Origin of the sequence: Nonomuraea sp. NPDC049141 (genome assembly GCF_040648415.1) — a bacterium.
Lineage (GTDB): Bacteria > Actinomycetota > Actinomycetes > Streptosporangiales > Streptosporangiaceae > Nonomuraea.
In genome coordinates, this window is sequence record NZ_JBEZDR010000015.1 from 262,929 (window position 1) to 277,977 (window position 15,049).

16 protein-coding genes are annotated in these 15,049 nt (G+C 70.9%); 11 read left to right on the forward strand and 5 right to left on the reverse strand.

All coding sequences use genetic code 11. The annotated features are described in order from the left end of the window. Positions 1-38 precede the first annotated feature (38 nt). Both AB0B91_RS39755 and AB0B91_RS39760 read left to right on the forward strand, forming a co-directional pair. Positions 39-1,223 carry a DHA2 family efflux MFS transporter permease subunit gene (locus tag AB0B91_RS39755; RefSeq protein ID WP_358331353.1) on the forward strand — a complete coding sequence of 395 codons (1,185 nt, stop codon included), beginning with the start codon at positions 39-41 and terminating at the stop codon, positions 1,221-1,223. Continuing rightward, on the forward strand, positions 1,193-1,687 hold the full coding sequence (locus tag AB0B91_RS39760) for a DUF523 domain-containing protein (protein ID WP_358331356.1): 495 nt from the start codon (positions 1,193-1,195) through the stop codon (positions 1,685-1,687). Before AB0B91_RS39755 ends, AB0B91_RS39760 begins: the two co-directional genes overlap by 31 nt. Here AB0B91_RS39760 and AB0B91_RS39765 read toward each other — a convergent pair. Both AB0B91_RS39765 and AB0B91_RS39770 read right to left on the reverse strand, forming a co-directional pair. Next, a complete protein-coding gene (locus AB0B91_RS39765; protein WP_358331359.1) occupies positions 1,663-2,043 on the reverse strand; it encodes a hypothetical protein in 381 nt (126 codons plus the stop codon). The two genes, AB0B91_RS39760 and AB0B91_RS39765, sit on opposite strands and share 25 nt — an antisense overlap. A gap of 81 nt (positions 2,044-2,124) precedes the next feature. Then, entirely contained in the window at positions 2,125-2,379 is a 255-nt protein-coding gene (locus AB0B91_RS39770; RefSeq protein WP_358331362.1) for a hypothetical protein, read from the reverse strand. 312 nt (positions 2,380-2,691) lie between these two features. On the opposite strand from AB0B91_RS39770, the gene AB0B91_RS39775 reads away from it, so the two are divergent. From AB0B91_RS39775 to AB0B91_RS39790, 4 genes are all read left to right on the forward strand, one after another. Beyond that, entirely contained in the window at positions 2,692-3,369 is a 678-nt protein-coding gene (locus AB0B91_RS39775) for a response regulator transcription factor (protein ID WP_358331365.1), read from the forward strand. Next, entirely contained in the window at positions 3,366-4,667 is a 1,302-nt protein-coding gene (locus AB0B91_RS39780; RefSeq protein WP_358331368.1) for a HAMP domain-containing sensor histidine kinase, read from the forward strand. The genes AB0B91_RS39775 and AB0B91_RS39780 overlap by 4 nt, the downstream gene beginning before the upstream one ends. Before the next feature lie 41 nt (positions 4,668-4,708). Beyond that, positions 4,709-5,728 (forward strand): lytic polysaccharide monooxygenase, encoded by a 1,020-nt coding sequence (locus AB0B91_RS39785; protein ID WP_358331474.1) that lies wholly within the window; start codon positions 4,709-4,711, stop codon positions 5,726-5,728. 174 nt (positions 5,729-5,902) lie between these two features. Continuing rightward, a complete protein-coding gene (locus tag AB0B91_RS39790) occupies positions 5,903-7,405 on the forward strand; it encodes a M28 family peptidase (protein WP_358331371.1) in 1,503 nt (500 codons plus the stop codon). Between the two features lie 35 nt (positions 7,406-7,440). On the opposite strand, the gene AB0B91_RS39795 is transcribed toward AB0B91_RS39790, so the two are convergent. After that, positions 7,441-8,088 carry a TetR/AcrR family transcriptional regulator C-terminal domain-containing protein gene (locus tag AB0B91_RS39795; protein WP_358331374.1) on the reverse strand — a complete coding sequence of 216 codons (648 nt, stop codon included), beginning with the start codon at positions 8,086-8,088 and terminating at the stop codon, positions 7,441-7,443. Between the two features lie 255 nt (positions 8,089-8,343). Here AB0B91_RS39795 and AB0B91_RS39800 point away from each other — a divergent pair, with 255 nt between their 5' ends. The 4 genes from AB0B91_RS39800 (at position 8,344) to AB0B91_RS39815 (ending at position 12,529) form a co-directional block, all read left to right on the forward strand. After that, on the forward strand, positions 8,344-9,213 hold the full coding sequence (locus AB0B91_RS39800) for a hypothetical protein (protein WP_358331377.1): 870 nt from the start codon (positions 8,344-8,346) through the stop codon (positions 9,211-9,213). A gap of 187 nt (positions 9,214-9,400) precedes the next feature. Then, positions 9,401-11,197 carry a Na+/H+ antiporter NhaA gene (nhaA, locus tag AB0B91_RS39805; protein WP_358331380.1) on the forward strand — a complete coding sequence of 599 codons (1,797 nt, stop codon included), beginning with the start codon at positions 9,401-9,403 and terminating at the stop codon, positions 11,195-11,197. A gap of 64 nt (positions 11,198-11,261) precedes the next feature. Further along, entirely contained in the window at positions 11,262-11,756 is a 495-nt protein-coding gene (locus AB0B91_RS39810) for a hypothetical protein (RefSeq protein WP_358331382.1), read from the forward strand. Between the two features lie 2 nt (positions 11,757-11,758). Further along, positions 11,759-12,529 (forward strand): hypothetical protein, encoded by a 771-nt coding sequence (locus AB0B91_RS39815; protein WP_358331385.1) that lies wholly within the window; start codon positions 11,759-11,761, stop codon positions 12,527-12,529. On the opposite strand, the gene AB0B91_RS39820 is transcribed toward AB0B91_RS39815, so the two are convergent. Next, positions 12,516-12,968: a hypothetical protein gene (locus tag AB0B91_RS39820; RefSeq protein WP_358331388.1), complete on the reverse strand. Its 453-nt coding sequence runs from the start codon at positions 12,966-12,968 to the stop codon at positions 12,516-12,518. The two genes, AB0B91_RS39815 and AB0B91_RS39820, sit on opposite strands and share 14 nt — an antisense overlap. A 45-nt stretch (positions 12,969-13,013) precedes the next feature. Here AB0B91_RS39820 and AB0B91_RS39825 point away from each other — a divergent pair, with 45 nt between their 5' ends. Continuing rightward, complete coding sequence (locus AB0B91_RS39825) at positions 13,014-13,985, forward strand: YafY family protein (RefSeq protein ID WP_358331391.1); 972 nt, start codon at positions 13,014-13,016, stop codon at positions 13,983-13,985. A gap of 49 nt (positions 13,986-14,034) precedes the next feature. On the opposite strand, the gene AB0B91_RS39830 is transcribed toward AB0B91_RS39825, so the two are convergent. Continuing rightward, the gene (locus tag AB0B91_RS39830) at positions 14,035-14,970 is read right to left on the reverse strand and encodes a GNAT family N-acetyltransferase (protein ID WP_358331394.1); all 936 of its coding nucleotides are present in this window, start codon (positions 14,968-14,970) and stop codon (positions 14,035-14,037) included. Positions 14,971-15,049: the final 79 nt, after the last annotated feature.

Consider the following 15,049-nt stretch of genomic DNA (forward strand, 5'->3'; position numbering starts at 1 on the left):
AGGCGATACACCGTACGATTGGTGTTACGGTGTACGTTATGCGATACAGCGTACGAGATCCCCTCAAGACGACCGGCCTGGTGGTCCTGCTGGGTGTGATCATGACGATCCTCGACACGACGATCATGAACGTGGCGGTCAACGCCCTGGCCCGCGACTTCCACACGACGCTGTCCACCATGCAGTGGGTGATCACCGGCTATCTGCTGGCCCTGTCCATGTCGATCCCGGCCACCGGTTGGGCGGTCGGCCGGTTCGGGACGAAGGCGGTCTGGCTGACCTCGCTGGCGCTGTTCGCCGGCGGCTCCGCCCTGAGCGCCGCGGCCTGGTCGGTGGGCGCCCTGATCGCCTTCCGCGCGGTGCAGGGGCTGGGCGGCGGCCTGCTCATGCCGGTCGGCCAGGCGATGATCGCCCAGGCCGCGGGCCAGGACCGGATGGGCCGGGGCATGGCCATGATCTCGGTGCCCGCGATGCTGGCCCCGGTGCTCGGGCCCCTGCTCGGCGGCGTGATCGTGGAGAACCTCGACTGGCGCTGGCTGTTCCTGGTGAACCTACCCGTCTGCGTCATCGCCCTGCTCGCCGCGATCAAGCTGCTGCCCGGCGGGCGCCCGAGCGGTGACAGCCGCCTGGACGTGCTCGGTCTGGCGTTGCTCTCCCCCGGCCTGGCCGCGCTGGTCTTCGGCCTGTCGGAGGTGGGCAACGGCGCCTCGCTCGCCCATCCGGCACTGGGGGGCGGGCTCGCGCTGGTGGCGGTGTTCGCGGTGCGGGCGGGGCGGACTCCGGGCGGGCTGCTGGACCTGCGGCTGTTCGGCGACCGGACGTTCGCCGCCGCGGTGGCCGCGCTGATCTGCTACTCGGCCGCGCTGTTCGGCGTGACCGTGCTCGTCCCGCTCTACAGCCAGCTCGCCCAGGGCGGCGACGCGCTCGACGCGGGGCTGCTGCTGGCGCCGATGGGCGCCGGCGCCGCCCTGACCATGCCGATCGCCGGCAAGCTCACCGACCGGAGCGGGCCGCGCGGGGTCGGGGCGGCGGGCGTGGTGCTGGCGTCGTCGTTCGGCGTGGCGCTGCTGGCCGTGCTGCTGCAGGTCTTCACCAGGGCGGGCGTCGCGGAGCCGTTCACGTACGCGTTCGGCTGCGCGATCGCGCTGGCCGCCGTCTCGCTGGTACCTATCGCGCTCATAGGATCGTCAGTATGGAAAGAGTCCTCGTCAGCGCCTGCCTGATGGGCCGGCGGGTGCGCTATGACGGCGGCGCCAAGACCAGCGCCGACGCGCTGCTCGCCGCCTGGCGCGAGGAGGGCCGCCTGGTGCCGTTCTGCCCCGAGGTGGAGGGCGGGCTGCCGGTCCCCCGCCCGGCCGCCGAGATCGAGGGCGGGGTGAGCGGCGCGGCCGTGCTGTCGGGGGCGGCCCGCGTGCTCACCGCCGACGGGTCCGACGTCACGGCCGAGTTCCTGTCGGGCGCGCAGTCGGCACTCGCCGTCGCGCGGTCCTTCGGCGTACGGGTGGCGGTGCTGAAAGAGGGCAGCCCCTCGTGCGGCGCGCTGACCATCTATGACGGCACGTTCCAGGGCCGCCGCACGCCCGGCCAGGGCGTCACCACGGCGCTGCTGGAGCTCCACGGGATCCGCGTCTTCACCGAGGACCACGTCGCCGAGGCCGACGCCTACCTGCGCAGCCTGGACGTGTAGAGCGCGCCGGCCAGGCCCGCGATGAGCAGCGTCGCCATCGTGCGGTGATACCAGGTGTTCAGCGCGGTCGTCTCGGCCGCGCCGAACGCCAGCGCGAGTATCCCCATCAGCACCCCGGCCAGCGCCGCCGCGTGCGTGTAGATCAGCCCGTCCCACGCCCACGGCCGGCCGGTCAGCGCGCCACGGGCGCCGATGAGCAGGACCACGCCACAGAACGTCTCCACGATCGACGCCGGTACGATCACGGCGTCCTGCAGCGGGCCGAGCCTGAGCCCGGTGTGCAGCAGCGCCGCGCAGAAGAAGATCAGCGCATAGGCCACCGAAAGGGCTCCCAGCGCTTTCCGCAGTGCGTCCATGCCCTAACGCTGGCACCTCGCGCGGTGACCGGAATCGGCCCCAGGTCGATGGCTCGGCTACGCCGTCCGCAGTAGCGAGCGTCAGTACTCCCAGGTGTCCGTACGCTGCTCGCCGCTGATGCACCACACGCCCGAGCCGTGCTCGCCCTTGACCAGGTCCACCCTGATCCAGCCGGTGTTCCTGGCGACCTTGGCCGTGTAGCCGCCCCTGGGCGTGGCCGACACCAGCCGGCAGCCCTCGGGGCCCAGCGTGAACGCCACCTCCCCGCCCTTCACCGACACCACCCGCAGGTTCTTCGGAGTCCTCGTGGGTGCGGGCGCCGGCGTGTTCCGCACCGCGGGCTTGGTGCGGGTTGGGGTTGGGGTGGGCGACTTGGTGCTAGTCAGGGTGGATGTGGGCGTCTTGGTGCGCGTGGGGGTTGGGGTGGGCGTTTTGGTGGGTGTGGGCGTTGACGAGGGAGTACGGTCGCCGTCCGAGACCGCCTGCGCCACAAACGGCTCAACTTGGACATCGTCCACGAACTCGGTACGCAAGACGCCGCGCACCCCGAACCACGACACTGAGATCGCGACCAAGGTGGCTCCACACCAGATCACGACGTATCTAAAGGCGCGACGCATGACAAGGATTATGTACGGGTGGGGTGAATGGCGACGGTTCTTGTAGTCGAAGATGATGAATTCGTCCGATCGGCGATCATCCGCGAGCTGGCCGGCCGGCAGCACGTGGTGCGCAGCGCGGGCTGCGCCCTGGACGCGCTGCGGGAGATCTCGCAGCACCCGCCGGACGCCGTCATCCTCGACCTCGGCCTGCCCGACCTCGACGGTTCGGAGGCGCTGAAGATGGTGCGCGGCATCTCCGACGTACCGGTCATCGTGGCCACGGCCCGCGACGACGAGACCGAGATCGTCCGGCTGCTGGAAGCGGGCGCCGACGACTACCTGGTCAAGCCGTTCTCCGGCGGGCACCTGGGCGCCCGGCTGGACGCCGTGCTGCGCCGGGCCAGGTCCGCGCCACCGCCGCAGGTGCTGCGCGTGGGCGGGCTGGTCGTCGACGCCAACCGGCGGGCGGCGGAGCTGGACGGCGGGCCGCTCACGCTGACCAGGCGCGAGTTCGACCTGCTCGCCTACCTCGCCGCGCGGGCCGACCGGGTCGTCACCCGCAAGGAGCTGCTGACCGAGGTCTGGCACCAGGCGTACGGGGACGATCAGACCATCGACGTGCACCTGTCGTGGTTGCGCCGCAAGCTCGGCGAAAGCGCCTCGAACCCCCGCTACCTGCATACCGTCCGAGGTGTCGGCGTCATGCTGTCCGCACCCCGATGAGGCGGGCCCTGGCCGTGCTGATGGTCGCCGTCACCTCGATGGTGGCGCTGGCCTTCCTGGTGCCGCTCGCCCTGATCGTCAAGGAGACCGCGCGGAGCAGGGCGGTGGCCGGCGCGGAGCGCCAGGCGTCGGCGCTGGTCCCCGTGCTGGCCCTGACCACCAAGACGGAGGACCTCGCCCACGCGATGGCCCGCACCGACGCGGGCCGGCGCGGCCTGCTCGCCATCCATGTCAAGGGCGGCCCGACCGCGGGCACGTCCCGCGCCCCGGCCGCCGACGTGGCGCGGGCGGCGGCGCAGACCAGGGCCGGCACCGTCGAGCTGCCGGCGGGCCAGGTGCTGCTCCGGCCGGTCGCGCTGGACGGCGACCGGGGCGCGGTGATCGAGGTGTTCGTGCCGGCCGACGACCTGAACCGTGGGGTCGGCACGTCCTGGGCGGTGCTGACCGGCGTGGCCGTGGTGCTCGTGCTCGGCTCGGTACTGGTCGGCGACCGGCTGGGCGCCCGCGTGGTCCGCTCGGCCCGCCGCCTCGGCTCGGCGGCCACCGCGCTGGGCGCGGGCGACCTGAGCGAGCGCATCCATCCCGAGGGACCGCCGGAGCTGGTCGCGGCGGCCACGGCGTTCAACGCGATGGCCAACCGGGTCACGCACCTGCTCGCCGCTGAACGCGAGCTGGCCGCCGACCTGTCCCACCGGCTGCGTACACCGCTCACCGCGCTCCGGCTCAGCCTCGACCAGCTCGGTACGCAGGCCGAGCCGAGCAGGCAGGCGCTTGCCCGGCTGGAGGGCGAGGTGGACACGATCATCTCCGCGGCCAGGCGGCCGTCGCGCGCCGACCGGGCCTGCGACGCGGCACAGGTGCTGCGTGACCGGCTGACGTTCTGGTCGGCGCTGGCGGAGGACCAGCAGCGGCCGTGGCAGCTCATCGGCGCGACCCTGCCGGTACGGGTGCCGGTGCCCGCGGCCGAGCTGACGGCGGCGGTGGACGCGCTGCTCGGCAACGTGTTCCGGCACACCGCCGAGGGCACCGCGTTCAGCGTGTCCCTGCATGAGGGCAAGGACACGGTCGGCATCCTGATCTCCGACGCCGGTCCCGGCATCGCCGATCCGGAGGCGGCGCTGGAGCGGGGCACCAGCGGCGCGGGCTCGACCGGGCTCGGCCTCGACATCGCCCGCCGGCTGGCGGAGTCGTCCGGCGGGTCGCTCCGGCTGGACCGCTCGTCGCTGGGCGGGGCCCAGGTGCAGGTCTGGATCCGCCGTACTGAAAAGCCGCCTAAGCCAACCTTAAGAGCTGTTTAAAGAGCATTTTTCACCCTTTTTCATGCTTCAGCGTGATCTACATGCAGATCAACCGCAAGGCCATCGCCGCCGCCGTCCTGACCGCGCCCACGCTGTTCGTCCTGACCGTCGCGCCCGGCGCCGCCGACGCCCACGGCACCATGAACAACCCGCCCAGCCGGACCATGGTCTGCTTCAGCGAGAACCCGGAGAGCCCCAAGTCCGCGGCCTGCAAGAAGGCCGTGGAAATCGGCGGCACCCAGCCGCTCTACGACTGGAACGAGGTCAACCTGGCGAACGCCGCGGGCAGGCACCGCGAGATCATCCCGGACGGCAAGCTGTGCAGCGCGGGCCGCGACAAGTACCGCGGCTTCGACCAGGCGCGCGCCGACTGGCCCGCCACCGGCATGGCGAGCGGCGCGTCGTTCACCTTCCGCTACCGGGCCACCGCTCCGCACAAGGGCTCCTTCGACCTGTACGTCACGAAGGACGGCTACGACCCCTCGAAGCCGCTCAAGTGGTCGGACCTGGAGTCGAAGCCGTTCCTCACCCAGCGGGACCCCGCTCTGACGGACGGCGCCTACACCCTCCAGGGCAAGCTCCCCGCCAAGCAGGGCCGCCATCTGATCTACGCCATCTGGCAGCGCAGCGACAGCCCCGAGGCGTTCTACTCCTGCTCGGACGTGACCTTCGGCGGCGGCACGACCACCCCGACGACGACGCCCCCGACCACAGCGCCGACCACCACCGCGACGCCCACGACCAAGCCCACGGCCGCCCCGACCGGCGCCCCTCCGGCGCAGCAGCCCGGTGGCATCGCCGTGTCGGCGATCAACGCGGGCGCCGGAGTCAGCCCCGCCTCGGTCAGGGTGGGCCGGCAGGTGACGGTCACGGCGGTGTGCGGCGGGTCCACGGTCCGCGGCGTGGCCTCCGGCGCCCTCAGCCCGCGCAGGGCGGTCGCCCCGGCGTCCACCGTCGCCTGGACGCCGTCGTTCAAGGCCGTCCGAGCAGGCACGTACTCGGTGGTCGTCTACTGCCAGAACGGCGGCCAGGCCCGCGCCGTCCTCACCGTACGGGCCTGAGGCTCGGATTGAGCGTGGCTGGACAGTTGTGACAAATGGGTCTTCTCAGGATGAGGTCCGCTCGTTACGTTCAGGCAGCGCGGCTGTTTACGGGGCTGTCCGCGCTTGCCCAACGTCCCAGACCGGGATCTACCGAGCGATCTCCCCTCTGTCCACCCCCCACGGAGGCACCCGATGAAGCTCCTCGCAGCATTAGGCGCACTCGCACTGGCCTTGCCCCTGGCGCTCAGCGCGCCCGCGTCAGCGGCCGTCGCGGCCGCCCCGCCGAACATCTCCCTCACCAACGTCAAGGCCCACCTGGCACAGCTGCAGACGATCGCCACCAACAACGGCGGCACCCGCGCGCACGGCCGGCCCGGCTACCTGGCCTCGGCCAACTACGTCAAGGGCCAGCTCGACGCCGCCGGGTACACCACGACGCTGCAGTCCTTCACCTACAACGGCGCCACCGGCTACAACGTGATCGCCGACTGGCCCGGCGGCGACCCCAACGACATCCTCATGACCGGCTCCCACCTCGACAGCGTCACCGCCGGCCCCGGCATCAACGACAACGGCTCGGGCTCGGCGTCGATCCTGGAGGTGGCGCTGGAGGTCTCACGCCAGGCGCTGCAGCCCACGAAGCACCTGCGCTTCGCCTGGTGGGGCGCCGAGGAGCTGGGCCTGCGCGGCTCACAGTTCTACGTGAACAACCTGCCCGCCACCGAACGCGCCAAGATCAAGGCGTACCTGAACTTCGACATGGTCGGCTCCCCCAACCCCGGCTACTTCCTCTACGACGGCGACAACTCCGACGGCGTCGGCTCGGGGCCAGGCCCGGCCGGGTCGGCGGAACTGGAGCAGACCCTGGCGGCGTACTTCTCCTCCATCGGCGTCCCGACCCGCGGCACCGACTTCGACGGCCGCTCCGACTACGGCCCGTTCATCGCCGTCGGCATCGCGGCGGGCGGCACGTTCACGGGCGCGGAGGGGATCAAGTCGAGCGCGCAGGCGCAGCTCTGGGGCGGTACGTCGGGCCAGGCGTTCGACGCCTGCTACCACCGTTCCTGCGACACGAGCGCCAACATCAACGACACCGCGCTCGACCGCAACGCCGACGCCATCGCGTACTCCGTCTGGACGATCGCCACCGCCGTACCGCCCACGACCGTCTGGTCGGACACGTTCGAGACCGCCTCCGGCTGGGTCACCAACGCCGGCGGCACCGACACCGCGACCACCGGCCAGTGGGAGCGCGGCGACCCGGAGGCGACGACGTCCAGCGGCGCCAAGCAGCTCGGCACCACGGTGAGCGGCACCAACGACCTGGTGACGGGCCGGCTCGCGGGCACCGCCGCCGGTGACTTCGACATAGACGGTGGCACCACCTCGATCCAGTCGCCGGCGATCACCTTGCCGTCCGGCGGGACGCTCAGGCTGTCGCTCTCGTGGTATCTCGCGCACGGCAGCAACGCCTCCACCGCCGACTTCTTCCGCGTCAGGGTGGTGGGGAGCACTACCAGCACGGTGTTCCAGCAGTTGGGGGCCGCGAGCAACCGTGACGGAGCCTGGAGCACGGCCAACGCCGACATCTCCGCCTTCGCCGGGCAGAGCGTCCGCATCCTAATCGAGGCCGCCGACGCGTCAGGGGCGAGCCTGGTCGAGGCGGGCGTGGACGACGTCAAGATCACCCGGTAATGACCCAATGAGCCCGGGCCGCGCGGGGCCCGGGCTCATTGCCTTCCAGCGTCAGGGAGGCCCGCGGCCGTGCCGTCGATGAGGACGCCCAGCCCATGTTCGAAGGCTTCCTCACCGAGGGGGTCGCCGCCCTCCAGCAGGGCCGCGATCAGCGGGGCCGACGTGCCGCCGTCGAGCTGGTCGGCGAGCAGGTCCGCCGGTGCAGCCGAAGAACGCTCGCCCTGCACCTGGAGGACGAACCCGTTGACATAGTGGGCGACGCTGGTGATCGTCCGCAGCGCCAGCACCGGAGTGAATCCGCGGCCCACCATGCCGGCCACCTCCTGGTCGAACATCCGGACCGTCGCCGGACCGAGCTGAGCCGCGGTGCACACGATCCGGGCACCGTCGCGGTGGGCGAGCAGCGAGTCGCGGTAGGCGCGGGCGCGGCGGCCGAGCCACTCCTGCCAGGACTCGCCGTCGTGCGGCGGCCCCATCCCGGCGCCCAGGATGATCGCGTCGGCCATCCCGTCGAGTAGCTGCTGTTTGGTGCGGATATGCCAGTAGAGCGCCGGCGACTGCACGCCGAACTCGGCGGCGAGCCGGCGCACCGTCAGCCCTTCCAGCCCGACCTCGTCGAGCAGCCGCAGCGCCGTCTCGATCATCGTCTCGCGGCTCAGCCGGGGCCGCTTGTCGCTGTCCATCGACTGCCAGCTTAGCGCTGCTAAGTCGAATAGAGCCGGTTTCAAGCGGTACAGGTGGGCAGCGAGCCTCGGATGCGGCAGTCGTCCGGTTTACTCCCGGTTTAGACCGGCCGGGATTGAATCGGAACAACTCAGCTGGAGGACATAGTGACGCCAACGAGTTCTGACCAACCAAACGACGAACCATCGATCGCACCAGACGAGCCACGCAGGCGCGTCCCACGGTCGCTGATCGTCACCGCGACCATCGCGCTGGTGGCGACGGGCGGGATCGGAGTGTCCGCGGCGGCGGCGTCGGGAACGGCGACGACACCGACGGAATCGCCGACTCCCACGGCGACGGTCAGCGAGACCCCCACCGAGACGCCCACGGAGACACCCACGGAGACACCGACCCCGTCACCCACCACGCCCGCATTACCGCCGATCAGCCCGTGGGGCTTCGTCGGCGCGATGCACGGCGAGTTCGCGGTGGCGACCAAGGACGGCTGCGGCGTCATCACGCTGCTCGCCCAGACCGGCCAGGCGACCGCGGTCGCTGAGGACTCGATCACCGTGAAGAGCCAGGACGGCTTCGAGAAGGTGTACGCGATCGACGAGTCCACCCGGACGATCGCGGGCCGCCGCGGCACCAGCGCGGTCAGGGAAGGCGACTGGGTGTCGGTGACCGCCACCATAACCGCCCCCACAACCACCACCCCCACCGAGACTCCCACCGAAACCCCGACCCCCACCGCCACCGAAACCCCCACCACTACTCCCACCGAAACCGCCACCACCACCCCTACCGAATCCGTCACCCCCACCCCCACCGAATCCGTCACCCCCACCCCCACCGAAACCCTCACCCCCACGCCCACGGCCGGCACCGGCGAGACGGCGGCCACGGCCGCTTACGTCTTCGACCTGTCGCGGCCCACCAAAATGTCCTGGCGCAACCGCGACTGGTGGCCGCCGAAGCAGTGGTTGACCGGCCAGCCGAAGTGGCGAACCCCGGCCGTCTGCCCCACCCCCACAGAGACCGTGACCCCGACAGAGACACCGGCAAAAACCCCGACCCCCGACCCGACGACCTCGGTCTCGGAAACCCCGACCCCCACCCCCACACCCACCCCGAATTCATGAGCATCCGGTAGCGGCGCGATCCCGTCCCGAGCAGCCCCTCTCCGGAAGCGCTCGAACCAACGGCTCGCCGCTCCACCGCCTGAAGCGCGGTGGAGCGGCGGAGGCAGGGGCCATCAGCGGTCCGGTTTGTCCCCATAGCGACCCGAGTAGGCCGTGGAGCCTATGATCGGGCTTCGGGGGTCGGACCATGTTGCGGGCATTCTTCAAGACCGAGACGGGCAGCACCAGCGTGCTGCTGGGGGCAACCCTGCTCGCCCTGCTGTGGGCCAACTCGCCCTGGGGCGACACCTACGAATCCTTCTGGCACACCACCATGGGCCTGTCGTTCGGCAGCGCCTCCTTCGACCTCGACCTGCGCCACTGGGTCAACGACGGCCTCATGACCGTCTTCTTCTTCGTCATCGGCCTGGAGATCTCGTACGAGGCCCGGCTCGGGCAGTTGCGGGATCGGCGGCTGATCGGCGTGCCGGCCGTGGCCGCGCTGGGCGGGATGATGGTGCCCGCCGGTGTCTACCTGGCCCTGAACGCGGGTGGGCCCGGGGCCGGTGGGTGGGGAGTGCCGATCGCCACCGACACCGCGTTCGTGCTGGGCATGCTCGCCATCGTGGGGGCGCGCTGCCCGGAGCCGTTGCGGGTGTTCCTGCTGACGCTGGCGATCGTCGACGACGTGCTGGCCATCATCATCATCGCGATCTTCTATACCGAGAGCCTGGACGTCGTCTCGCTGGTGGTCGCGGCGGGGCTGCTGGCGGCGATCATGACGTTGCGGTGGCTGCGGATCTGGCGGCCGCCCGCGTACATCGTGCTCGGGTTCGCGCTGTGGGTGGCCACGCTGGAGAGCGGCGTGCATCCGACGCTGATCGGCATCGCGCTGGGCATCCTGGTGTTCGTGTACGCGCCCACCGACACCAAGTTGCTGCGCGCCGACGAGGCCGTGCACGAGTTCACCAACGACCCGAGCGCGGAGGCGGCCAGGGAGGCGACGCGCACGCTGCGGCGCGCCGTGTCCGTGAACGAGCGGCTGCAGCTCCTTCTCCACCCGTGGAGCAGCTACGTGATCGTGCCGATCTTCGCGCTGGCCAACGCGGGTGTCCGGTTCGACGGTGAAGCGCTGCGCACGGCCATGACGTCGCCCATCACGCTCGGGGTGGCGGCCGGGCTGCTGCTGGGGAAGTTCGTCGGCATCTCGCTGGGCACCTGGCTGCCGCTGAAGTTCGGCTGGGGGATCCTGCCCGGAAACCTCGTATGGGGGCAGTTGCTGGGCGGGGCGGCGGTGTCCGGCATCGGGTTCACGGTGGCGCTGTTCATCGTGGACCTGGCCTTCGACGACCCGGCGGTGCAGAGCCAGGCGAAGATCGGCATTCTGGCCGGATCGCTGCTGGCGGCGCTGCTGGGTGGGGTGATCTTCCGGCTGGCCTGGGACCGGGGCGGGGTGTGCGCGCCGCCCGACGCCGAGCCCGAGGAGGAGCTGCCCGAGTTGCTGACCGAGCCCGTGGGACCGGACGACCACGTACGGGGACCGGCGGACGCGCCGGTGACGATCGTGGAGTACGGCGACTTCGAGTGCCCCTACTGCGGACGTCTCCATCCGATCCTGGACGAACTACTGCAGAAGAACAGCGACGTGCGGCTGGTCTTCCGGCACTTCCCGCTCCGCACCATCCACCCTCGGGCGTATCCCGCCGCGCTGCTCGCCGAGGCCGCGGCGAAGGAGGGCCGGTTCTGGGAGATGCACGACACCCTCTACGACAACCAGCGCTTCCTGACCGACACCGACCTGGCCCGCTACGCCGACGAACTGGACGTCGAGCCGTGGTCCGACATACCCGCGCAGGCGGCGCCGATCACCCGGGACGAGGAGTCGGGCCGCGCGAGCGGCGTCCGCGGAACGCCCACGCTGTTCCTGAACGGCGTCCGCTACCAAGGCGACATGGATCTCCGCTCGATCACCAAGGCAGTGGAAAGCGCGCGCCAATCCACGTAACGTCGCGTCTCGAACATATTGCGCGAAAGCCGAAACTTACGTGACAGAGCTGAAAGACGGGAACATGGCACTCTCGAGTGTGTTGTACGTCATCCTCGCGCTGGGGATGATGGCCCTGCTGGTCGTGGGCGTCGTGCTGATGGTCAAGGCGAAGGCGGAGCACGGCAGGGCGGCTACCTTGGGGCTGTTCGGCTGCGTCGTGCTCCTGCTCGGCGAGGTGTACAGCATCGTGCGCATCTTCGCGATACCGAGCCTGGTCGGGGCACTCGGCGCGGACGCGTTCGGCCCGGTGGTGTTCGTGATCGACCTGATCGGCATGCTCTTCACCGCCGCGGGCGTGGGGTTGCTGATCTGGGCCGTGGTCGCCCGCCGCACCCCGGCGCAGCAGCCGCAGGCACCGGGCTGGCAGCAAGCCCAGCAGCAGTACGGCGGCTGGCAGCAGCCGCAACCCCAGGCACCGGCCGAGTGGCAGCCGCAGTCCCCGCCTCAGCCGTCCCCGGCCCCGCAGCCGGGCTGGCAGGACCCTGAGCGGCCGGGCTGGCAGAATCCGCAGGGCTGATCATGACTCAAGAGCCGCCGGACCCACCCGGCCCCGACCCCAACCGGACCATCAGGCACCGCTGGCCACAACCCGGGCCACCATCCCAGGAACCCGACCCCGCCCACTCTCCCTACACCCAGCACCTGCCGTACACGCCCGACATGCTCCCCGACGTCCCCCAGTTCGAGGCCAAGCCACCGAAGTCGAGCTGGTGGTGGGTGATCGTGGTCGGCGGGATCGCGATCCTGGTGGCCGCGGTGGCCGTGGCAGCCCTCTTATGGGGCAGGAGCACCGCCGAGCCGCCCGCCAAACCGGGCTCGCAGGAGCCGGCGCGGATCACCGACACCAAGGCGCAGGTGTCCTACCTGATCCCGGCGGGCTGGAAGAAGGCCGACCGGCCGTCGTACACCTCGGGCATCTCGGCGGGCGGCGCGGTCGTGGTCGCCTTCCCGCAGCAGCAGGGCGGCATCGGCGGCGCCGCCGCCACCTCTGAGCAGTTGCAGGCCAGGGCCGACGCCGTGGCGCTGGACACGGCCCGGCGGCTCCTGCCCGACCTGGGCAGCCGGGACGGGCTGCGTACCCGGGTGCTGGAGGTCGGCGGCCGGCCGGCGGCCACGGCGTCGTTCCGGGTGGTGTTCAAGAGCGCCACCAAGGATCCGGCTTATGTCCGCATCGTGGCGGTGCACACCGGCGACGGCGGTCTCTCGTACGTGTACGGCAGTACGGTGCCCGACGGCGACGCCGCCCGCCGCGCCCTCGACGACGTCCTGGACAGCGTCACGCCCGCGTGAAGTCCATGGTCCAGTTCGTCTCCCAGGTCTGCTCGCCGTCCGCCGAGAACGCCTGCTCCCACCGGCAGGCGTCCGGGCCGTGCACGGTCCAGATGAACCGGCAGCGTACCGACGTGCCTTCGTGCTGCTCTTCGCCGTAGAACTCGCCCCGGTCACCGTCGAAGCGGCCGACCATGGGCGTCGGGTCGAGCGAGCCCCTTGAGGTGCTCGCCCAATAGATGGACCACTGCTCGGTCGCGGGATTGAAGATCCGGATGGTCAGCCCGGTGAAGCCCCTGGTCGGGCACTTGATCTCGTCGAAGCTCGCCGCGCCGTCGAAGTGGCGGCTGGCCACGCTGGTGCCGGGGAACTCGTCCCACTCGTCGCTGCCGGTCAGCGGCTTGACGAGTCTGCGGTTGACGACGTTCCAGGAGCCGGGCAAGAAGTCGAAGTCGTTCATGCGGCCGAACGTAGTCCTGGGTCACTGACAGGTAGTGTCAGTGAAATGCGTGCTTCCCGGCTGGTCTCCCTCCTCCTGCTGCTGCAGACGCGCGGGCGCATGACGGCCCAGGAGCTGGCCGACCGGCTCGAGGTCTCGGTGCGGACGATCTACCGCGACGTCGAGTCGCTGCACACCGCGGGCATCCCGCTCTACGGCGACGCCGGGCCGAAGGGCGGCTACCAACTCCTCGACGGTTACCGCACCAGGCTCACCGGGCTGACCACGGACGAGGCCGAGTCGCTGTTCCTGGCCGGGCTGCCGGGCCCCGCTGCCGAGCTGGGGCTGGCCGCCGTGGTGACGGCCGCGCAGCTCAAACTGATGGCCGCGCTGCCGGTCGAGCTGCGCGACCGGGCCGGGCGGGTCCAGGAGCGCTTCCACCTCGACGCCCCGACCTGGTACCGCGACCCGCAGCCGGTGACACACCTGCCCGCCGTGGCCGACGCCGTGTGGAACGAGCGTGTCCTGGAGGTCAGATACCGCCGCTGGAAGGCGCCCCAGGAGGTCGAGCGGCGGCTGGAGCCGTACGGGCTGGTGGTCAAGGCCGGGCTCTGGTATCTGGTGGCGCGCTCCGCTGACCAGGTGCGCACCTACCGGGTGTCGCAGATCCTCAGCCTGCACCCGCTGCCCGAGCGCTTCACCCGGCCCGGCGACTTCGACCTGGCCGCCTACTGGCAGGCGTATCTGGCCGAGTTCGAGGCCCGGCTGCGGTGGGGCGAGGCGGTGGTCCGGCTGTCGCCGCAGGGGATGCGGCTACTGGCCAACCTGATGACGCCCGGCGTGGTGGCGGCGGCGAAGGAGACCGCGCAGCCGCCCGACGGCGAGGGCTGGACCCGGGTGACGGTCCCGATCGAGTCGATCGACCACGCGACGGGCGAGTTCCTCCGGCTCGGCACGGACGTCGAGGTCCTCGCCCCCGCCGAGCTCCGCGAGCGCATCGCCGCGACGGCCGGAGAACTGACCCGCCGCTACGGCTGAGCCTGCCGGCAGTGCGTCCAGCGCCCCTCGCCCGCGTGGCCGCCGATGGTCACGCCGACCGCCTCATCACGTGGAAGCGCCTGGTGACCTGGTAACCGGCCCTGGTGTAGAGGTGGCCGGCCGGGCTGGTCTCGCCGGTCCACAGGAACCAGGAGCTGTGCAGGGCTTCGGCCCGCATCATGGTCATGGTCAGGTGGAGGAGGATCTTGCCGAGCCCGGTGCCCCGCTCCTCCGGATCAACCCCGAACGGCCCGAACCGCTCAGGAATCCCCCGGTAGGCCCCGTATAACGCGAACCCAACCATCCCCTTGTTCTTCGCGATGATCATGCGTTTGGTGTCGCGGTGCTGCCTGATCGCCTCGCCCCAGTCCGGGTTGAAGACACCGGCCGCGAAACGGATGAGCTCCGGCAATTCCCCCTCGTACGGGCTGCGGAACTCGTACCCCTCGCTCTCACGCTTGGCCAGCAGCGCGCGCACCTCGTCCGGCGTCGCGTAACCGACCAGGGTGCGGTCCATCGCGACCGGCGAGTAGAGCGTCTCGAACCCCAGCCCGCTCAGCAGCCGGAACCCGTCGGGGTAGAGCTCGGCGTCGGCTCCCGGCAGCACGTAGTTGGGCGTGTAGGAGGAGAAGTCGATCCTGGTCCTGCCCTGGGCCTCAAGGAAGGCGATCGCCTCACCGAGCAACCGCCGCCCGAGCCCGGTCCTCCGCTGCTCGGGCGCGACGAAGAAGAACGGGATCCAGCCCGTCTCCGGCTCCAGGTCGGTGCCCGGGGCGAGCGGGGTGAGCCGGCGCACGGCGTACGCGCAGCCGGCCACCCGCCCGTCGATCACGGCGACCCGGAGTCCCTCGGGGTCGAAGTTCGGATCGAGCAGTACGCAGTCGCGGAACCAGCCGGAGGTGGTCGGATCGCCTGGCATGCTCCGGTTCCAGGCGTCGATCAGGGAGGTCTCATCCCCCGAGGCGAACGCGCGAACTGTGACCATCGAGGGGGGTCCTTTCACCCTGGGCTCTCCTGTACCAGAGTTGCCAGTGATCACGGACCAGGTCAATATGCGTCAGGAA